Source organism: Saccharopolyspora sp. NPDC050642, assembly GCF_040654735.1.
In the GTDB taxonomy this organism is placed as follows: Bacteria; Actinomycetota; Actinomycetes; order Mycobacteriales; family Pseudonocardiaceae; genus Saccharopolyspora; species Saccharopolyspora elongata.
In genome coordinates this window covers 18,957-38,435 of record NZ_JBFAIN010000026.1, presented here as the reverse complement: position 1 = coordinate 38,435, position 19,479 = coordinate 18,957, and the positions used below count along the sequence as shown (strand labels likewise).

Here is a 19,479-nt window from a genome sequence, read left to right as displayed (position 1 = left end):
GAACTGGATTAAGCGGACATCTTTCGCAGGTCATCGGATCGGCCGGCGACGGCCGCCCGGCCCGGCGGTGCGACCATGGCGGCATGCCACCGGAGACCCCCGAGGACCTGGCCGCGGCGCTGCCGTTGGCCGCTCGCGAGATCGAGGAGTTCGTCCACGCCGCGGGCTGGGACCAGCCCACCCAGGTGTTCGCCCTCGTGCCCACCAACCAGCTGCTGGCCGCCGAACCCGGGCTGGCCGACCAGCTCGACCCGGCCTCGGCGCTGACCCCGATCGCGCAGGAAGCGCTGCCCGCCGAAGATCTCGCCGAGGCGTTGAGCGGCATCGCGTGGCCGGAGCAGGTGGCCGGCTGCGCGGTGGTGCAGGAGATCGTGGTGCTGCCGCCGGAGGCGGAGGCGGAGCTGCCCGGCGACAGCGAGCGGGACCGGCAGGTCGCCGCCGAACACCCCGACCGCCACGAGGCGCGGCTGGTCGCGGCGGTGCTGCGGGACGGCGGCGAGGCGTGCGTGATGCGCCTGCGCGTGTCCGATCCGGAGACCGGCGGCGAGCTCATCCAGGACCCGTCGCTGGCGCCGAACCTGCTCACCGCGCTCCACGCCACCTTCGCGGACTGACCGGTTCGCGGTGGAGGTCGGCGTGCCGATCTCCACCGCGAACGCCGTCGCGGATCAGCAGCTGGCGGGGACCTGGCCGCCGCGCAAGGCGTCGAGGGCCTTGGTCGCGTCGTCGAGGTTCTCGACCTTGGCGAGCTGCAGCCCCTCCGGCGCCTGCGTCTTGGCCTCGGCGCAGTTGCCGGCCGGAACGAGGAAGGTCGTCGCGCCCGCTTCGCGGGCCTTGACCATCTTGAACGGGATGCCGCCGATCGGGCCCACCTCGCCGGTCGGGCTGATCTCGCCGGTGCCCGCGATGAACTGACCGCCGTTGAGCTCGCCCGGCGTCAGCTTGTCGATGATCGCCAGGGTGAACATCAGCCCCGCGGACGGGCCGCCCACATCGGCCAGGCTGATCTTGATGTCGAAGTTGACGTCCGGCCGCTCGATCGCGGCCACGCCCAGGAAGCCCTGCGGGTCGGTGCCCGGGTTCGGGCCCAGCTGCACGCTCGCGACCTGCTCGGGCTGATCGGTGTGGCGGAACCGGATCTCCACGCGGTCGCCGGGCTTGGTGCCGACCAGCGCCGCCTTCAACGAGGCGGGATCGGTGACCGGATTGCCGTTGGCGGCCAGCAGGTGATCGCCGGGCTCCAGGACGCCGTCCGCCGGGCTGCCCTTGACGATCTCGCCGACCAGGACCTTCATCGGGTAGCCGAGGTAGCGCAGGGCCGCGGTCTCGGCGGTGGTCTGCGAATCGCTGAAGGCCTTGGTGTTCTCCTGCTCGATCTCCTGCTCGGACTTGTCCGGCGGGAAGTACAGCTCGCGCGGCGCCAGCGCGTACCGGCCGCTCACCCACAGCCCCAACGCGCCGAACAGGGACAGCTGATCGGTCACCGACACCGTCGTCATGTTCAGGTGCCCGCCGGTCGGGAAGGTCTGCTGCCCGTCGATGCCGATCACGGGGACGTTCCCGTCCATCCCGAGGGTGTCGTAGGTCGGCCCCGGCCCGAGCGCCACGTACGGCACCCGGACGAACGCGCCGAGCAGACCGAAGGCGACTACCAGTACGACACTTGTCAGCAGCGTCCACGTACGGCGGTTCACGAGGTGACAGCGTACGTGTTCGCGTCCAGCGAGCTCCGGACACCTTCTGTGAGGTGGCGAAGGCCGCGTACCGTGGAACTATGACCAACTTGCCGTTCGGGTTCAGCTCGCAGGACCCCGACGATCCCGACAAGGGCGACTCGTCGCAAGGCCGCTCTGAGGGCGGCGCCGGTGGCCCCGGGGACCTTCCCGGTTTCGGCTTCGGCGGCATGCCCGGACCGGGCGGCATGCCGAACTTCGACATCGGCCAGCTCGGCCAGATGTTGACCCAACTCGGCCAGGCGCTCAGCCACTCCGGCAGCGGCGGCTCCGGGCCGGTGAACTACGAGCTCGCCAAGCAACTCGCGGTGCAGCAGCTGCACAACAACCAGCGCACCGAGCGCCCGAGCCAGGACCAGGTCAAGGCGATCGAGGACGCGGTCCGGCTGGCCGAGCTGTGGCTGGACGCCACCACCTCGCTGCCCGCCGGCGTCCGGTCGGTGCAGACCTGGTCGTCGGTGGACTGGGTGGAGAAGACCCTGCCCACCTGGCAGCGGCTGTGCGACCCGGTCGCGCAGCGGATGTCCAGCGCCTGGCTGGAGGCGCTGCCGGAGGAGGCGAAGCAGGCCGCGGGCCCGCTGCTGTCGATGCTCGGCCAGATGGGCGGGATGACCTTCGGCTCGCAGCTCGGCAACGGGCTCGCCCAGCTCGGCGGCGAGGTGCTGACCTCCACCGACGTCGGCCTGCCGCTCGCCCCGGCCGGTACTGCGGCGCTGCTGCCCGCGAACATCGAGCGCTTCATCGAGGGCCTGGACCGGCCCATCAGCGAGGCGACCGTGTTCCTCGCCGCCCGCGAGGCCGCGCACCACCGGCTGTTCAGCCACGTCCCGTGGCTCGGCCAGCGGCTGCTGGCGACCGTGGAGGAGTACGCCCGCGGCATCCACATCGACACCTCGGCGCTGGAGGACCTGGCCGGCAAGGTCGATCCGACCAACCCGAGCTCGATGCAGGAGCTGATGGGCTCCGGGATGCTCGAGCCCAAGACCACTCCCGAGCAGCAGGTCGCGCTGAACCGGCTGGAGACGCTGCTCGCGCTGGTCGAGGGCTGGGTCGACGTGGTCGTCGCCGACGCCGTCGGCGACCGGCTGCCGGGCGCCGGCGCGCTGGGCGAAACCGTCCGGCGGCGGCGCGCGACCGGCGGGCCGGCGGAGCAGACCTTCGCCACGCTCATCGGCCTTGAGCTGCGGCCCCGCCGGATGCGGGACGCCGCGAACCTGTGGCGGCTGATGACCGAGCGGCACGGCGTCGAGAGCCGGGACCGGATCTGGGACCACCCCGATCTGCTGCCGGACAGCTCGGACCTGGACGAGCCGCTGGACTTCGCCGACCGCTGGGGCTCGGGCTCCGCGGACCTGGACGACCCGATCGCCGCGATCCGCCGCGCCGAGGCCGACGAGGCGGCAAAGTCCGACGCCGAGGGCGACGACTCGCCGAAGCGCGACGAGAACTGAACCGAGCGCGGACGGGGCACTTCCGGACTCCCGGAGGTGCCCCTCGTCATGCGCGGGCTTCGGCCTCTTCCGCGTCGTCGTCCAGCCCGATGCCGAGCTGGGCGGCCGCGGACACCCCCTCCAGGTAGCCGACGGCCCGCTCGGTCTTCGGGTAGCGGCGCACCCACTTCCAGAAGTCGGCCCCGTGGCCGGGCACCAGAAGGTGCGCGAGCTCGTGCACGAGCACGTAATCGAGCACCCATCCGGGTACATCTCGGAGGCGCTGACTCACCCGAATGGTGGCATCGCTGGGCGTGCAGGAAGCCCACCTCGTGCGCATCGGTGGCACCCACCGAACGCCCTGCGGTTGCGCCCTGCCGTCGAGGTACTTCGCGGACAGCTCGCGGCACCGCTGGAGCAGTGCTTCGTCGGATTCCCGCGCGGGCGAGCGCCGACGCGTCTCGCTGCGTTGCAGGCGGCTCAGCATGTCCGCCACCCAGCGCTTTTCCTCCGCGCGGGTCATCCGCGCCGGGAGAAGCACCACGATCTTGTCACCGTCGCGATAGGCGCTCACCGTCTGTCGGCGGCGCTTGCTGCGGCGCACCTCGACCTGGGGTTCAGCCACGGGAGTGGACCTTAGCGAGTGCGCCTGACAAACGGCCCGCGCTGTGAGCCGGACCTCAGCGCCTACGCATCGTGATCCCCCGAGGGATTACTCCATTAAGTCGAACATGCGATGCTCGTAATGCATGCATGTCGAATGGCCCACATGTACCGTTCCCCCAGCCGCCCGGAGGTGGGCAGAAGAGCCAGCAACGACGCTGGATCACGACATGAAGGAGGGGAGCCGTGGCCGAGACGTACAACGGCTACTGCGTTAAGTGCCGGGAGAAGCGCGACTTTTCCGGTGAGGTCTCGGAGACCAACGGTCGCCGAATGGCGAAGGGCACCTGCCCGGTCTGCGGCACCAAGATGACCCGCATCCTCGGCAAGGCGTGACCGGGCACGGGTGGGCCGCCGCTCGGGCCGCCCACCCGCCCGCATCTCCGACGCATCGCTCCGGCGTTCGACATCGCACCCGCCGCGCCGGAGCGCCAGGGGGATACATCCGTGCTCAGCTCGGCCCGGAGGGCTGACGAGGCGGCTTGTTCGCCCTTGTCCGGCGGAATCGCGAATGCGACCGGTGGCGCAAACCTGACGGCCAACACGTCGATCACGCCCCAAGGCGCCGCAGGGAACCTCTAGCATGTGAGTGGGTTTCTCGATTTCGAAAACGTCTTCGGACATCGAGAGGGTTTTCCTGCGCGCACCAAGGAGAATTCGTGGCCGACATTCCCCGCCGGGCGGCACACCGCACCGCGAAGCTCGCCAGCCTGCCGCTCGGTGTCGCCGGCCGCCTGGCCGCCGGGTGGGGGAAGCGGCTCACCGGGCAGAATCCGGCAGAGATCAGCGCCGAGGTGTCGGCCAAGACCGCGGAGCAGGTGTTCGCGGTCCTCGGCCAGCTCAAGGGCGGCGCGATGAAGTTCGGCCAGGCGCTGAGCGTGTTCGAGGCCGCCGTGCCGGACGAGATGGCCGGCCCGTACCGCGAGGCGCTGACGAAGCTGCAATCCGCCGCGCCGCCGATGCCCGCGAGCAGCGTGCACCGGGTGCTCACCGAGCAGCTGGGCTCCGCCTGGCGGAAGCGGTTCGCCGAGTTCGACGACGCCCCCGCCGCGGCGGCGAGCATCGGGCAGGTGCACCGGGCGACCTGGCACGACGGCCGCGAGGTCGCGGTCAAGGTCCAGTACCCGGGCGCGGACGAGGCGCTGCGCTCCGACCTGCGCCAGCTGATCCGCTTCTCCCGCCTCTTCCAGTCGCTGGCTCCCGGCGCCGAGGTCAAGCCGCTGCTCGCGGAACTCCAGGACCGGATGGTCGAGGAGCTCGACTACCGCACCGAGGCCGACAACCAGCGGGCGTTCGCCAAGGCCTTCCGGGACGACGAAGCCGTCCTGGTTCCGGCCGTGATCGCCAGCGCCCCGAAGGTGGTCGTCACGGAGTGGGTGACGGGCAAGGCGTACGCCCAGATCATCGCCGACGGGGAACGCGAGGAGCGCGACGCGGCGGGGCGGCTGCTCGCCGAGTTCCACTACTCCGCGCCCGCCCGGGCCGGCCTGCTGCACGCCGACCCGCATCCCGGCAACTTCATGCTGATGCCGGACGGCAGGCTCTGCGTGATCGACTTCGGCGCGGTCTCCCGGCTGCCCAACGGCGTGCCCGCGACGTTCGGCCGCATGGTCCGGCTCGCGCTGGAGGACAAGTCCGCCGAGCTGCTGGAATTGCTGCGCGCGGAGCGGTTCGTGCAGGGCGACCGGGAGATCCAGGCCGAGGACGTGCTGGCCTACCTGGCGCCGTTCGTGGACCCGATCCGCACGCCGACGTTCCACTTCACCCGGCGCTGGTTGCAGCACCAGGCCGAGCGGGTCGGCGACCTGCGCAGCCCGGACTTCCGGACGGGGCGGTCGCTGAACCTCCCGCCGGACTACCTGCTGATCCACCGGGTCACGCTGGGTGCCACCGGGATCCTCTGCCAGCTCGACGCCGAGGTCGGCGCCCGCGACATCATCGCCCGGTGGCAGCCGGGCTTCTCCGACTGATCGCCCACCGGCGGACCGCGGCCCGAACGGGCCTCAGCTCGCCGGCCGGGTACCGAGGTGGACCGTGTTCGCAGTCAGGTAGTACACGTCGTCGCGGTTTCCGGCGTAGTGCTCGCCGGATTCGTCCAGCAGCTCGTCCAACGCCCCCAGGTCCTCCGGCCCGATGCGGTTCTCCGCGTCCCTGCGGAGGAACTGCAACCGGCGGAGCACCGCCTGCAGGGCGACGCCGGACACCGGAGCCGGGCGGTCCACGAGGTAGCTCCACGACCGCACGTCGGCCAGGCCGGCCTCGGACAGCGCCTTGCCCCACCCCACCGGCATCCGGACCGTGCCGGTCATCTCCGCCCGCATCTGCCGGAACCAGTCCTGGCGGGCGGCGGTCAACCGGGCTTCCAGCCCCGGCTCGGCGAGGCCGACGTCCGGCGGCAGCACCTTCGTTTCGAGCCCGAACTCGACGATCGCCAGCCGCCCGCCCGGGCGCACCAGGTTCGCCAATCGGCGCACGCCGGCCAGCTGGTCGGGCAGGTGGTGCACGACAAACGCCGCGAAGACCACGTCGGCCTGCCCGGGAGCCCCCGCCTTCTCGATGGCCTCCGCGAGCGAGTCGTCGGCGGCATCCGCCTGGACGGCGTGGACCTCGACCCGGTCGGAGACCTCCTTGACGCGGGCTTCCGCCGCCGCGAGCAGTTGCGGCGCCGTGTCCACGATGGTCAGCGCTCCGCCGGAATCCGCCAGCTCCGCCGCGAACGCCGCCGCCGTTCCGCCCGCTCCGGCACCGACCTCGATCACGGTGCGATCGGTCGGGCGCAGCAGCTTCGCGACGAGTTCGGCGATCTCCGGGGCGTTCAGCTCATCGCCGTCCCGGAGCCGCTGCAGGTGCTCGTCCCAGTCGATGTTGTCGTGCGAGTGTCCGGTCACGAGGCATCACGATACGGGCAATGCCCCGGCCGGTGCTCTGTGTTGTCAAAGTGCGCGAGCGCTCGAGCGCATCGAGTCTCGTCCTGCGCAAGGGATTCCGGTCGCCGGGGCCGCGGACTTCCCGACCGGCGGACGCGGTCGGGAAGCCCGCATGGGATGGCTCCTGGAACCCGTTGCGGTGCAAGGTGATTCAGCACCGCCATCGAGTCCTACCGAGCCGATCCCGGGCGGCTCACGGACATCGGGACGCCTGCTGCGCGCGGCGACCGGCGTAGTCGGCGAGCCAGCGCCACCAGCGGCCGGCCGAGATCTCCCGGGCCAACCGATGTCGGTGCGCTTCGTCGATCAGCTCGTTACTTCGTATCCGGGACAGGTCCTCGGGCATGAACATCCTTACCTCGCTCTTGATCCGGTTTCCGGTGATGGGGTCGATGGTTCGGTGGTACGTCATGCCGCTCGCTCCTGACCTCGCCGCGCGGGCCGGCCCGCGGCCGGGGTGTCGGCGGGCAGCGGGTGCTTGCGCGGACGGCCGCGCGGACGCTTGCGGGCGACCACCGCGCCGCGCTCGAAGATCTCGCCACCCCAGACGCCCCACGGCTCGCCGCGGGACAGCGCGCCGGCCAGGCACTCGGCCTTGATCGGGCAGTCGGCGCACAGCGACTTGGCCTGGTCCAGCTCCCGCGGGTTCTCGGCGAACCACAGGTCGGGGTCCTGGCGGCAGGGCAGTCGGCTTTCGAGCGTCGTGGGGCTGCCGAACAGGCCGGCCACGGTGTCCTCGTCTGCCAGCAAGCCCTCGCCCGAGCTGGATATCGGCACACTCGCGGTCAACATGAAACTTCCTCCAGTAGTCGATCGGCGGCAGGTTGTGGATGAAGGAAAAACGGGAACGACAAGAAGGCCGCGGACCCGTTTGCGGGTCCGCGGCCTTCGAGAAGCCTGAGAGACGTTCCTAGATCAGGGGATCGAGGAATCGCCTACGAACGGACCGGCATGGGTCGACAACGGTCTGCGGAACCGCGCGGAACCAACGCGGCTTGAACTCACGACCATTGCCAGCTTCGTACTCGGCAGCAGCTGGGATTGGCGCGAAAGTGCCGCGGGACAGCGCGATGGCCCCGGCCATGAGGTGGCGCGGGGTGCTCGACATCAGAATCGTGGACACCAAGGCCACCTCCCTTCGGGGATCAGGGCCGCGGTTTCTCCCAACCACGGCTCGCGCTCTTGCAGGTTATTGGCACCACCGTGCCGGTCGCAACGTATTTTTCGAAGAATCCGCTCGATCGCCTGAAAAACCCGTACGACCAGGCGTTTCAGCGCATGTCGCGGCGGTCACCCTGGATCAGCGCGAGCACGTCGGAGCCGAACTTCTGCAGCTTCGAGGCCCCGATCCCGGAGATGCCGACCAATGCGGTCTCGTCCAGCGGCCGCTGCTCGGCGATCGCGGTCAGCGTCGCGTCGGTGAACACCACGTACGAGGGCACCTTCAGCTGCCGGGCCCGCTCGCTGCGCCACGCCTTCAACTGCGACAGCAGATCTTCGTCCACATCAGACGGGCAGTCCGCGCAGCGACCGAGCTTGATGTCCATCGTGCCCGCCAGGACGGCGTTGCAGATGCGGCAATGCGGCTTCGCGGCCTTCGCGGGTCGTGACAGCAGCTCGCGCTGCTTGACCTTGTTGGGCAGCGCCGCCGGATGTTCGTCCGGCACCAGGCTGTACAGGAATCGGCTGCGCCGGCGGTAACGACGGCCACCGGCGCGCGCCAGCGCCCACGACAGGGAGAGGTGCTCGCGGGCGCGGGTGACCCCGACGTAGAGCAGGCGGCGTTCCTCCTCGACGGCCGCGTCGGTGTCGGCGTGCATGATCGGCAGGGTTCCCTCGACCAGACCCACCAGGAACACCGCGTCCCATTCGAGGCCCTTCGCCGCGTGCAGCGAGGCCAGGGTGACGCCCTCGACGGTCGGCGGATGCTGGGACTCGGCACGCGCGTCGAGTTCCGCGACGTAGCGCGCCAGCCCCGCGTCGGGCTCCGCGGCGGTCAGCTCCTCCGCGAGCTCCACCAGCGCGATCAGCGACTCCCACCGCTCACGCGCGGCGCCGCCGGCAGGAGGCTCGTCGGTCAGGCCGACTTCGCGGAGCACCGAACGGACGGTCGCGGGCAAGTCCTCCTCATCGGCGCCGTGCGCGATCGCGGTGCGCAGCGTGGCCATCGCCTGCCGCACCTCCGCCCGCGCGAAGAACCGTTCGCCACCGCGCACCTGGTAGGGGATCTCGGCGTCGGACAGCGCCTTCTCGTAGACCTCCGACTGCGCGTTGACCCGGAACAGCACCGCGATCTCCGACAGCGCGATGCCTCGCTTGGCCAGCTGAGCGATCTTGCGCGCGATCGCCTCGGCCTCGTCGGTCTCGTCGTCGTACTCGGCGAAATCCGGCCGGGGCCCGTCCGGGCGTTGTCCGACCAGCTTCAGCCGGGTGCCGGCCGGCCGTTCCCGCGCCGCGCCGATGACCTGGTTGGCCAGGCCCACCACCTGCGGTGTCGACCGGTAGTCCCGCTCCAGGCGCACCACCGTCGCCTCCGGGTACTTGCGCGGGAAGCCGATCAGCCACTTCGGCGACGCGCCTGCGAACGAGTAGATCGTCTGGTTCGCGTCGCCCACCACCGTGAGGTCGTCGCGGTTGCCCACCCACGAGTCGAGCACCCGCTGCTGCAGCGGGTTGACGTCCTGGTACTCGTCCACGACGAACGACCGGTACCGGCCGCGGAACTCCTCGGCGATCTCCGGCTGGTCCTCCAGGATCGCCGCGATGTGCAGCAACAGGTCGTCGAAGTCCAGCACCTGCGCCCTGTTCTTGACCTGCTCGTAGGTCGCGAAGGCCTTGCTGAGCTGCTCCGGCAGGATCGGCACCTCCCGCCCGGCGGCGGCCGCAGCGGCCGGGTACTGCTCGGGCCCGATCAGCGACGACTTGGCCCACTCGATCTCGCCGGCCAGGTCCCGGACGTCCTCCCGCTCGGTGGACAGCCCGAGCTTGTTCGCCGCCTGCATGACCAGCCGGAACTTGTTGTCCGCCAGCTGCCACATCTGCGTCTCGTGCACCCGCGGCCAGAAGTAGCGCAGCTGCCGGAAGGCCGCGGCGTGGAAGGTCTGCGCCTGCACGCCGGCCGCGCCGAGCGCGCGCAGCCGCGTGCGCATCTCCCCCGCCGCTCGGGCGGTGAAGGTCACCGCGAGCACCTGCTGCGGCGCGACGAGGCCGCGCTGCACGAGGTAGGCGATGCGATGGGTGATCGTGCGCGTCTTCCCGGTGCCCGCGCCCGCCAGGACGCACACGGGGCCGCGTGGTGCGACGACCGCCTGCCGCTGCTCCGGATCCAAACCTTCCAGGAGTCGCGGCTGCTCGGTCATGCCCGGCATCTTCGCAGACCTGCTCCCCCGTTCGGGGCCACACCCCGGCACCCGCAACCGCGTGTCGGGCGTGATCCGCCGCCGAAAACCGGGCGCGCAGCCGCGCTGAACTGCGGCGGAAGGCGGCTCACGCGGACGTGCGGAGCCGGCCGGGAAGGTCCCGGCCGGCTCCTCGCGTCAGTCCTGCCAGGTGGCCCAGCCCTTGATCATGCGGTAGGCGATGGACACGCCCGGCGGCAGGCGCAGGCCGTCGACCGCTCCGCCCTCGGACTCCAGGGCCGCCCGGACCGTGTCGCGGTGCACCCAGCGGGCGTCCTCGATCTCCCCGTCCGCCGGGGTCAGCGGCGCCGACGGGTCCGCGATCGCGGCGAAGCCCAGCATCAGCGACCGCGGGAACGGCCACGGCTGGCTGCCGAGGTAGCGGACGTCCGAGACCTCCACCCCGACCTCCTCCGCGATCTCGCGCGAGACGCAGGCCTCCAGCGACTCACCGGCCTCGACGAAACCGGCGAGCACCGAGTACCGCTCCGGCGGCCAGATCGGCTGGCGGGCCAGCAGGACCCGGTCCGCGCCGTCGTGCACCAGGCAGATGACGGCCGGGTCGGTGCGCGGGTACTCCTCGCGGTCGCAGCCCGTGCAACGCCGGGCCCACCCCGCGCGGACCCGCGTCGTCGCAGCGCCGCACACCGCGCAGTAGCGGGCGTTGTCGTGCCAGCCGAGGAGGCCGACAGCGGTGGTGAACAGGCCGGCGTCGGTGTCGTTGAGCAGACCACCGCCGGTGCGCAGGTCCCGCCAGTCGTCCTGGGCTCCGTCGTGCTCGCTGCGCAACGCCCAGTAGCCGATCTCGTCCTCGACGCCGAGCAGGACGGCGTTGGGGACCGGGCCTGCACCGAAGTCCGTCGCGGGATGCACCACGAGCCGTGAATCCTGGCCGATCTGGGTGCGCCCCTTGGCGTCCACCAGCACGACCCGTCCGGTCGCCCACAGCTGGGCGCCGCCGTCCGGGGCGTCCCGCAGCGTCTCCCTGCGGTCCACTGTGGACCTGGAGAGCAGGGGCGCGGAATCCAGCTGGAAACCCGCCCCGGCCAACGCCTCGGTAGTCATCTGCCCGCCTCACCGTCTAACCGCGTCATGGCAGCACCACTCCCCCGAGCAGCCGCAGCTGGTCGGCGAGCTTGTCCGCGTCGCCGACGACCACTCCGGTGAAGGACGTGGGCGCGAACAACCGGGCCGCCTCGGCAACTTGCTCGACAGTGACCGCCCGCAACCGCTCGGGGTGCGCGACCAGCCAGTCCTGCGCCAGCCCCGCCGTGGCCAGCGCGGCGAGCGTGGACGCCATGCCGGCCTGCGAGGCGGTGGAGGTGAGCAGGCTGCCGATGGCGTACTGCCGGGCCGACTCCACCTCCGACTCGGTCGGCGGCACCAGCGCCAGCCTCGCCAGCTCGTACCGGGTCTCCAGCAGCGCGGCCGCGGTGACCTCGCTGGCGGTGTCGGCGTCGACGAGGACCGTGCCGTTGCCCCGGGTGAACTCGAACGACGAGTGCGCGCCGTAGGTGTAGCCCTTGTCCTCGCGGATGTTCTCGACCAACCGCGAGGAGAAGTAGCCGCCGAAGACCAGGTTCGCGACCTGCAGCGCCGGGTACTGCGGGTCCGTGCGCGGCAGCGCCTGCGCGGAGAAGCGCAGCTGCGACTGCACCGCGCCGGGCCGGTGCACCAGCCGCACGTCACCGCCGCGGACCGCGGGCAGCGACGGGAGCTCCCGCGCGCTGTCCTCGGACTGCCAGTCCGCCAGGTTGCGCGCGACGGCCGCCACTGCCTGATCCGGGTCGATGTCGCCGACCAGCACCAGCACCGAGCCGCGCGGCAGCACCGACTCGCGGTGCAGGGTCCGGACCTCCTCGGCGGTGACCTCGGCGACGTCCTCGGCCGCCGGCACCTCGCGGACGAACGGGTGGTCGCCGTAGCGGTGTCGTTGCAGCTCCTCGCGGGCGATCACCCGCGGCTGCGATCGCGCGACGGCGATCCGCTCGACCAGCCGGGCGCGCTCCCCCTCGACCTCCTCTTCGCGGTAAACCGCGCCGGTCAGCGCGTCGGCGAGCACGTCGAGCAGGGTGTCCAGCCCTGTGGCCAGCGCGTCACCGGTGATGCTGAGCCGCTCCGGGTCGACGACCGAGCTCAGGTCGGCGCCCACCGCGGCCAGGTCGGTGTCCACCTGCACCCGGTTGCGGCGCTCCGTGCCGGTCAGCAGCGTCTCGGCCAGCAGCTCGGCGCGGGCCGGGTGCTTCTGGTCCTCGCCGGCGAACGGGATCCGCAGGCGCAGTTCGACCATCGGGACCACGCCGTGCCGGGCGGCGATCACCCGCAGGCCGTTGTCCAGCACGGTGTCCACGGCGGCCGGTGCGCGGCCGGTGCGGGGCTCGCCGAGCGGCGGCAGCGGGCGCGGGCCGAGCTCGGTGCGGCCGATCTCCTCGGCGCTGCGGTGCGTTGCGCGGGTCATGCCGCACCTCCTGTCGCGTTCTCGTCACCTGCGGGTTCGATCTCCAGCACCGCTCGCGCGTCCGACCGCAACGACTTCGCGGCCGCCGCGACGTCCTCCGCGCGGACCTCGCCGATCCGCTTCGGCAGCTCGGAGATCAGCTCCGCGCGGCCGTGCAGCAACTCGGCGCTGCCCAGGTCGAGGGTCCGGGTGACCACCCGGTCGTGCCCCCGGTACAGGCTGGCGGCCCAGCGCGCCGTGACGCGGGACAGCTCGTCCTCGGTGGGGCCATCGGCGGCCAGCTTCTCCAGCTCCTCGTCGACCGCTCCGATCACCCGGTCGAGGCCGACCTCCGGCGTGTGGATCGCGGTCACGGTGAAGGTGTCCGGGTCGCGGGCGTCCAGCGGGGAGCCCATCAGACCGCAGCCGGCGTGCACGTCCACCACCAGCGAGTCCTGGTAGACCAGGCGCTGCTGCAGGCGGGCGGCGTCGCCGTCGGACAAGATCGCCGCGAGCACCACGTTCGCCAGGTAGGCGTCGAGCTCGCCGACCGGGTCGGGCAGGCGGTAGCCCAGCGCGACGGCGGGCAGCGGCGCGTGCGGATCGATGTGCTTGCCACGCAGCTCACCCGACGGGAACGGCTCACCGAACGACGGCCGCGGCGCGACGTCGCGCGCCGGCACGTCGCCGAAGTGCTTGTTGATCAGATCGATGGTGCGCTCGACGTCGAGGTCACCGCTGACGGTCAGCACCGCGTTGCCCGGCGCGTAGTAGGTGTCGAAGAACGCGGCGCAGTCGTCGACGGTCGCCTGTTCCAGGTCGGTGAAGTCGCCGTAGCCGTTGTGGGCGTTGGCGAAGGTCGAGTACAGCACCGGCGGCAGCAAGATCCACGGGAAGCCGCCGTAGGGGCGGTTGAGGACGTTGAGGCGGATCTCCTCCTTGACCACGTCCACCTGGTTGCGCAGGTTCTCCTCGGTGATCTTCGGCGCCCGCATCCGGTCCGCTTCGAGGAACAACGCCCGCTCCAGCGCCGCCGACGGCAGCACCTGGTAGTAGTCGGTGTAGTCCTGGTGCGTCGAACCGTTGAAGGTGCCGCCGGAGCCCTGCACGTGCCGGAAGTGCGCGAGCTTCTCCAAGCTCTCGCTGCCTTGGAACATCAAATGCTCGAAGAGGTGGGCGAAACCGGTGCGCCCTTCCGGTTCCGAGCGGAAGCCCACGTCGTAGTGCACGCTGACACCGACCACAGGGGCCTGGCCCGACGACGCTTGGCCCGCCGCCGAGTCCGGTGCCAACACCACGCGCAGCCCATTGGGCAAAGTAACGCGATGCAGCTGGGGTTCGACCATGCCATGCAGCCTACGTGCGGACTGTCAAGCCGTGGGCGCCCCCTTCGCCACTCTTCGGCGTGTCGTGATCACCCGGCGTAGGTGGCGAAATCCGGGCGCGCAGCATCCAGCCGCGGTCGAGCGGTACCCGCCTGTTCGGGCGCGGTCAGCGGACCTGGGCGATGAGGGAATCGATCTCGGCGCCGATCGTGCGCGCGTCGGCCGGCAGGATCGCGAAGACCTGCTCGCCGGAGCTGCCGCGCTCGACCCGGTTCAGGTAGCGGCCGTCCGGCTCGTTGTCGAACCAGGACACCACCTGGGAGCGCTTCCGACGGCCGTACTGGTCGCGCGTGCTCGCCGAGATCTGACCGATGCGCGCGTGCGGCGCCTTCCCGATCGCCTCGTAGAGCGAGACCTGCTGGTCGCCGCTGCTGCCGCGGTTCGGGGTGGCCGACTGCATCATGCTCATCTGGTCGTAGTCGTCGGACTGCGGCTGCTGCACCAGCGAGCTCTGCGGGACGCGCACCGGCCCCTGGCCGCCCGGCTTGGTGGGCGGCAACGTGGCCAGCAGGACCTGCGGCAGCGGGGCCTTCTCGTGGACCTCGACGGTCAACATGCCGCCGCGCTGCGGATCTTCGCTCGGCGTCTGCACGCCGAGCACGACCCGGTTGCCTTCGGTGAACACCGCCAGCGCCCGCCAGCAGTGATCGGAGCCGACCTGCGGGAACCACAGCGAGTCGACCCACAAGAACGGGTTGGCCAGCGTCTTGAGCGCGGTGACCAGCGGCGGCGCGACCTCGTCGTTGATCACGACGCCCGCGGCGGCCATCCGGTCCAGCTCACCGATCGCGATCTGGCTGAACTGATCGGCGGTGTACCCGAAAGAACGGCTGCTCAACGGCAGGGTCAAACCGTCGATCTTCAGGTACTTGAGCACGATGTCCAAGTGCACCGGCTGAAGCTGCCACCGCCCCAACACGCCCACTGTCGTTTCTCCCCTTGTGAATTCGCCCGCTGCAAGCGTGACCGACCGGTGGTGCCGAAGCCGGCACCACCGGTCAGCACCGGATCATTCGCCGAGCACCGGCGGGGCGGTCTTCGGCATGTCGTTCATCCAGATGTCGTCCTGCTCCTCGAGCCAGGACGGGCGCTCGTGCTCCTGGTCCTCGGTGCCCTGGCCGCGCTGACCGGCACCACCCATGCCGCCCATCGCGCCTCGTCCGGCACCGGCACCTCGAGCACCTGCTCCGCCGGCACCCGCGCCGGCACCAGCCCCGGCGCCGAGTCCACCGACCCCGGCCCGGCCACCGGCGGCCATGCCACCGGCGCCTGCACCACCGGCACCCATGCCACCGACCATGCCGACACCGCCCGCGCCGCCGCCCGGGAGACCACCACCGGCGCCACCGCCGGGCAGCCCGGTTCCGCCACCGCCGGGAAGCCCGGGCTGATCAGCCCACTGGCTGCCGGTTCCGGAAGGCGTGGTGTAGCCGCCACCGGGGATGCCGCTACCGAGATTATTGGGGTCGTATGCACCGACGGGGCGCCCGTCGCCGGGAATGCCACCACCGGGGATACCGGTGCCGATGCCACCGCCGGGAAGCTTTCCGGTCCCGCCACCCGGCATTCCGCCGCCGGGTCCACCACCGGGATTGCCGGGACCTCCACCGCCCCACTCCGTGGGGGGCGGCGGCGGCACCGGCGGCGGCTCCTTGGTGTTGCCGTCCGGTCCCTTGTATTGCGGCATCTTGGCGTCGACCTGGGTGAGCGTGGGGCTGTAGACGCGCGCCATCGTCTCCTGCGCGGCCTTCTCCGCCTGCTCCTGCTCCTCCATTTGGCTGAGCGCGTTGATGCCACCGCCGGCGACCCCGAACGGGATCGAAGCGGAAGCGGCCTCACCCCAGCTGAAGCCCTGGGGCTTCTCGACCATCTTGCTGGCCTGACCGGCGGCCTCACCCGCGGCGTGCAGGTTGTTCCCGGTCATCTCGAAGGCATCGGCGCTGGCCTTCATCCAGTCGGAAGCAGGCTTGCCGACCTCACGAGCGTTGTTCGCGGCCTCACCTTCCCAGCCCCCGTCGACGATCTTGGCGAGGTCCGTGGCGTAGTTGTTCCCGCGCTCGCGCAGGCCCGTGGCGAGCTTCTTCCACGCCTCGGCGACCTCACCGACCTTGCCCTGGTCGATCGACTCCTGGTTGGTCTTGTAGATCTGCCCGTGGCTGAAGCCCGACCAGTTGAGGCACTGCGTGATCGCCGGCGAGTCGTAGCTGCTGACGTTGAGGCCGGAGTTCTGCTGCGCCAGCTGGCTCTGCTGCTGCTGGGCAACGCGGTTCGCCTCTTCGCCGTGCTTCTTGCGCTCCTCTTCCGCAGCGCTCTCCCAGCCGAAGACCCGAGAACCCGCGTTGTCGAGGGTACTGAGAAGTCCCATCACTCCCCCTCAATTCATTCCGGCAACCGCGAAGCCGTTTGATCGACGATCTTCTTCAGTTCGCCGCACGGATCGGCCACAGAATCGCGCATCGCGCCGGTGAGCTGGTAAATAGCGATTCCTCCACCTGCGGAAACGACGTAGTTGCAGACGCCCTGCCCTGTCGCCCCAGCGACGAGCATCTCTGCCGCGTCACGACCGGCAACCGTTGTGGGTGCGTACTTGTCGAAGCCGCCACCCTTGCCGAGGCTCTGCACGGTCTCGTCCGCGTTCTTCTGAAGGCCGACAGTCAACTTCTCGCCCCGCCACTCACAGCCAGGCTGGAAGCTAACCTGCGTGAACTCCTCGGCCTTCGTCGAAACACCGAACGAGGTCAACTCGTCAGGTTTGAAGAACGTGCACGGATCGAAGTTCGCCAGTCCGGCCCCCGAAGATGCCGAGGTCGGTGCGGACGACGTCTCCTCACTGCCTCCAGGACTCTTACCGCCACCTGTGCATGCGGCAAGCCCGAACAGGGCCAGGCCAGCGGCCGTTGCGATCAGGGACCGGGAAAACGTACTCACTGAATACCTCGCCTCAGGTCGTCGGCGTTCTGCTCGTCGGTGGCACGGTAGTCCTTAGCTGCACCGCGGAACGCCTCCGCCTGCTTCCTCAGCTCTTCCTGCATGTCGCGGATCAGCTGGAGAGCACCGGCTTGACCGTCTGTCGCCTTTTCCTGGAATCGCTGCGCCAACTGCTGGCCGTCGGGATAGTCGCCAAGCCCCTTGACAGTCCCCAGGGCGTTGGCATTCCGGAGGAGCGTGCCAAGCGCCTCGACCTCCTCGTCGCAGCGCTTGGCAGCCTTGTCCGCTGCGTCTGGGTCAAGCGACAGCTTGCCCGCGCCGACCTGCTGGTTGATCCACTGCGTGCGGCCGCTGATCGCCTTCAGCCCTTCTTTGGCTGCGGCGAACCCACTTGCGTCTGCGCTTGTCATCCCAGACCCCTCTGGACTCTGCGATCTCCCCAGGTAACGGTGAACACTTTAACCTGACGCAGGGGCGTCCGTAACGGTTCCCGACAAACCTGACGCAGCTCTGGCATCACCCGTTCAACCGCAGGTCACGGCGTTGTCACGGTCCGACACTGATCGATTGCGGACAGCGATCGCGCGAGACGTTCAGGCCGAGTCCGGAAACCTGACGCGACTGCTCGACCTGTTGATCATTCCGGCAGCCGCGAAGCCGTTTCGCAGGACGCGACGGTCTCGTCCACGTTCTTCTGGAAGGTGAGCGACATCTGCTCCCCCTGCCAGCGTCAACCCGGCGCATCCGTCCCGGACATGTCGGCAGAAGCCGGCCGGTGTCAGCGGTTGATTTTTTTGTTCAGGGTTTCTACGAGGGTTGGGAAGGTTTGGTGGAAGTTCTGGAGGTTCGGGGTTTCGTTCGGGGTTCCGTACCAGTAGAGGCCCGACGTTCCGTCCACTCCCGGGTTCAGTTCCGCGAACTCCGCTAGCCAGCGGTCCGTTTCTTCCAGGACCACCGCGTACGGCAGCGATCGGGAGAACACCGTCTCGCGGTCCTGCGCCGGCAGCGACTCCGCCGCGGCCTCGTGCAGGTAGCCGCGCAGACCTCTCACCTGCACCACGAGCGCGCTGCCTCGCCGCGTTCGCGCCGGCATCAGGCGTGCGCTGAACATCATCGCGATGCCGCCGATCAGCACGGCGATCCCCAGCAGTGCCGCTGACGTCGTCAGCGCCAGTACCGCCGTCAGCGCCGCTCCGCCGATGATCACGCCGAGACCCGTCCACCAGAAGCGGTTTCGGTCGACGTCCGGGCGTCGCGCGAACCACTCCTTCTCCACGACCTCCGCGTACAGCGCCGCGCGGACCTGGCTCGCGTCGAGGTCTCGCAGTTGGGACAGCCGCACCTCTTGCGCCTGCCCCACGAGCAGGTCGTAGACCGCTCGCTCGAACGGCCGCAGCGAGTCGTCGGCCGGGTTCAGCCGGACGATTCGCCAGTCCTGGCCGGGGAGTTCCTCGATCCACAGGTAGTTGCGGACCGCCAGGTCGATGATCGTCGCCGTCACGTCGACCGGGTCCACCCGCTCGTCGATGACCGTGCCGATCTGGCCGGGCAGCACGCCGTCCGGGGACGCGAACGCGACCGCGCCCTGGGAATCGGTCATCAGGACCTCGACCTGGCCCACGTCCTCCGCGAACGCGCGCACGTCCCGGCCGCGGGCGTACCAGACGAGGCCGAGGCCGCCGATCAGCAGCAGGCCGATCGCGGCCAGGCCGGCCGCCGTCGCCGGCGTCAGCGAGAACGCCCGCGCCAGGCTGAAGTACTGCTCGGTCACGGCGTTCGCCGGCACCGTGCCCGCCGGGACCTTGAACGTGAGGTCCATCCGGTCACCGGGCTGCAGGCCGTAGGTCACCGCGTGCATCGACTGGGTGTGGGTGATCTCGAACTGGGCGCAGCGGTTCGCGCTGCCCAGCGGGCCCGCCAGGCACATGATCTCCTGCGGCACCTTCGGCGACAGCAGCGACACCTCGACGCGGTCCACCGGCACGTTCCAGCCACCGGACACCTGCCAGCGGACGTCCTGCCGATCACCGGCGTCCGCCACGGCACCGCGAACCGAGTACGTCAGCGTCGAAACCCCGGGCTGCAGCGTCAGATGCAGCTTGTCGGCCTCGGCCTGGATCGCGCCGCCACCGTCGAGCACGGCGTCGGAGACCGTGAAGACCCGGTCCGCCCCAGGCCCCGCGGACTGCCGCAGCGGCATCGTGCGTTCGACTTGTTGACCTGCGGGAACGTTGATCCGCTCGGTGACCGAGACCAGGCCGTCGCGCTGCAGCTTGAGGTTCACGCTGCTGGAAACCGTGCCGGGCAGCGCATCGACCGGTTGCTCCTGCGCCGCGGCCGTGCTCGGTGCGCCCAACAGCAGTCCGGTCAGGGCGACCACCAGCCCCCGTTTGGTCAACACGGCCCGAACGATAGCCGCCCGTGGCTAAGCTCTGGTCCGCAACGGTGGGATTGATGGTGAGGAAGTCGGGGGGAAATGACTGCTCGGTCGCGGCCAGCCGAACCTGGACCAACAGTCCACATTCGACACTCCGCGAGGAAGACCGCATGACGCAGCCGCCCCCGCCACCGCGCGGCC

The 19,479-nt window shown here is 70.4% G+C and carries 18 protein-coding genes; 4 read left to right on the top strand and 14 right to left on the bottom strand.

The window, feature by feature from the left end:
• The first annotated feature begins 83 nt into the window (after positions 1 to 83).
• Positions 84 to 614, top strand: coding sequence for a PPA1309 family protein (locus tag AB0H93_RS30475; RefSeq protein ID WP_358577011.1), 531 nt, complete (start codon positions 84 to 86; stop codon positions 612 to 614).
• A gap of 54 nt (positions 615 to 668) precedes the next feature.
• Here the strand turns inward: AB0H93_RS30475 and AB0H93_RS30470 are convergent, their stop codons facing one another.
• Entirely contained in the window at positions 669 to 1,694 is a 1,026-nt protein-coding gene (locus AB0H93_RS30470; protein WP_358577009.1) for a PDZ domain-containing protein, read from the bottom strand.
• A gap of 80 nt (positions 1,695 to 1,774) precedes the next feature.
• Here AB0H93_RS30470 and AB0H93_RS30465 point away from each other — a divergent pair, with 80 nt between their 5' ends.
• The gene (locus tag AB0H93_RS30465) at positions 1,775 to 3,184 is read left to right on the top strand and encodes a zinc-dependent metalloprotease (protein WP_358577007.1); all 1,410 of its coding nucleotides are present in this window, start codon (positions 1,775 to 1,777) and stop codon (positions 3,182 to 3,184) included.
• 46 nt (positions 3,185 to 3,230) lie between these two features.
• Here AB0H93_RS30465 and AB0H93_RS30460 read toward each other — a convergent pair whose 3' ends face one another.
• A complete protein-coding gene (locus AB0H93_RS30460; protein WP_358577004.1) occupies positions 3,231 to 3,788 on the bottom strand; it encodes a M48 family metallopeptidase in 558 nt (185 codons plus the stop codon).
• A gap of 224 nt (positions 3,789 to 4,012) precedes the next feature.
• On the opposite strand from AB0H93_RS30460, the gene AB0H93_RS30455 reads away from it, so the two are divergent.
• Together AB0H93_RS30455 and AB0H93_RS30450 are read left to right on the top strand one after the other, a co-directional pair.
• Positions 4,013 to 4,162, top strand: a complete 150-nt coding sequence (locus AB0H93_RS30455) for a DUF5679 domain-containing protein (protein WP_010693945.1) — start codon at positions 4,013 to 4,015, stop codon at positions 4,160 to 4,162.
• A gap of 323 nt (positions 4,163 to 4,485) precedes the next feature.
• Positions 4,486 to 5,796, top strand: a complete 1,311-nt coding sequence (locus AB0H93_RS30450; RefSeq protein WP_358577002.1) for an AarF/ABC1/UbiB kinase family protein — start codon at positions 4,486 to 4,488, stop codon at positions 5,794 to 5,796.
• 33 nt (positions 5,797 to 5,829) lie between these two features.
• Here AB0H93_RS30450 and AB0H93_RS30445 read toward each other — a convergent pair whose 3' ends face one another.
• The 12 genes from AB0H93_RS30445 to AB0H93_RS30390 all read right to left on the bottom strand — a co-directional run bounded on the left by AB0H93_RS30445 (position 5,830) and on the right by AB0H93_RS30390 (position 19,302).
• Entirely contained in the window at positions 5,830 to 6,714 is an 885-nt protein-coding gene (locus AB0H93_RS30445; RefSeq protein ID WP_358576999.1) for a methyltransferase, read from the bottom strand.
• A gap of 232 nt (positions 6,715 to 6,946) precedes the next feature.
• Positions 6,947 to 7,165: a hypothetical protein gene (locus AB0H93_RS30440; RefSeq protein WP_093262267.1), complete on the bottom strand. Its 219-nt coding sequence runs from the start codon at positions 7,163 to 7,165 to the stop codon at positions 6,947 to 6,949.
• A complete protein-coding gene (locus AB0H93_RS30435; protein ID WP_132483284.1) occupies positions 7,162 to 7,545 on the bottom strand; it encodes a WhiB family transcriptional regulator in 384 nt (127 codons plus the stop codon). Before AB0H93_RS30435 ends, AB0H93_RS30440 begins: the two co-directional genes overlap by 4 nt.
• Before the next feature lie 479 nt (positions 7,546 to 8,024).
• Positions 8,025 to 10,112, bottom strand: coding sequence for an ATP-dependent DNA helicase UvrD2 (locus tag AB0H93_RS30430; protein WP_358576997.1), 2,088 nt, complete (start codon positions 10,110 to 10,112; stop codon positions 8,025 to 8,027).
• Positions 10,113 to 10,289: 177 nt separating this feature from the next.
• On the bottom strand, positions 10,290 to 11,216 hold the full coding sequence (nudC, locus tag AB0H93_RS30425) for an NAD(+) diphosphatase (RefSeq protein ID WP_358576994.1): 927 nt from the start codon (positions 11,214 to 11,216) through the stop codon (positions 10,290 to 10,292).
• 25 nt (positions 11,217 to 11,241) lie between these two features.
• Positions 11,242 to 12,609 (bottom strand): pitrilysin family protein, encoded by a 1,368-nt coding sequence (locus AB0H93_RS30420; protein WP_358576991.1) that lies wholly within the window; start codon positions 12,607 to 12,609, stop codon positions 11,242 to 11,244.
• Entirely contained in the window at positions 12,606 to 13,934 is a 1,329-nt protein-coding gene (locus tag AB0H93_RS30415) for a pitrilysin family protein (protein WP_358576988.1), read from the bottom strand. Before AB0H93_RS30415 ends, AB0H93_RS30420 begins: the two co-directional genes overlap by 4 nt.
• A gap of 145 nt (positions 13,935 to 14,079) precedes the next feature.
• Positions 14,080 to 14,865, bottom strand: coding sequence for an ESX secretion-associated protein EspG (locus tag AB0H93_RS30410; protein WP_358576986.1), 786 nt, complete (start codon positions 14,863 to 14,865; stop codon positions 14,080 to 14,082).
• A 117-nt stretch (positions 14,866 to 14,982) separates the two neighbouring features.
• Positions 14,983 to 16,338 carry a hypothetical protein gene (locus AB0H93_RS30405; RefSeq protein ID WP_358576984.1) on the bottom strand — a complete coding sequence of 452 codons (1,356 nt, stop codon included), beginning with the start codon at positions 16,336 to 16,338 and terminating at the stop codon, positions 14,983 to 14,985.
• 14 nt (positions 16,339 to 16,352) lie between these two features.
• Positions 16,353 to 16,901, bottom strand: coding sequence for a DUF3558 family protein (locus tag AB0H93_RS30400; protein WP_358576982.1), 549 nt, complete (start codon positions 16,899 to 16,901; stop codon positions 16,353 to 16,355).
• Entirely contained in the window at positions 16,898 to 17,311 is a 414-nt protein-coding gene (locus tag AB0H93_RS30395) for a hypothetical protein (RefSeq protein ID WP_358576979.1), read from the bottom strand. The genes AB0H93_RS30400 and AB0H93_RS30395 overlap by 4 nt, the downstream gene beginning before the upstream one ends.
• Positions 17,312 to 17,679: 368 nt before the next feature.
• Positions 17,680 to 19,302, bottom strand: coding sequence for a DUF2207 domain-containing protein (locus AB0H93_RS30390; RefSeq protein WP_358576977.1), 1,623 nt, complete (start codon positions 19,300 to 19,302; stop codon positions 17,680 to 17,682).
• Positions 19,303 to 19,479: the final 177 nt, after the last annotated feature.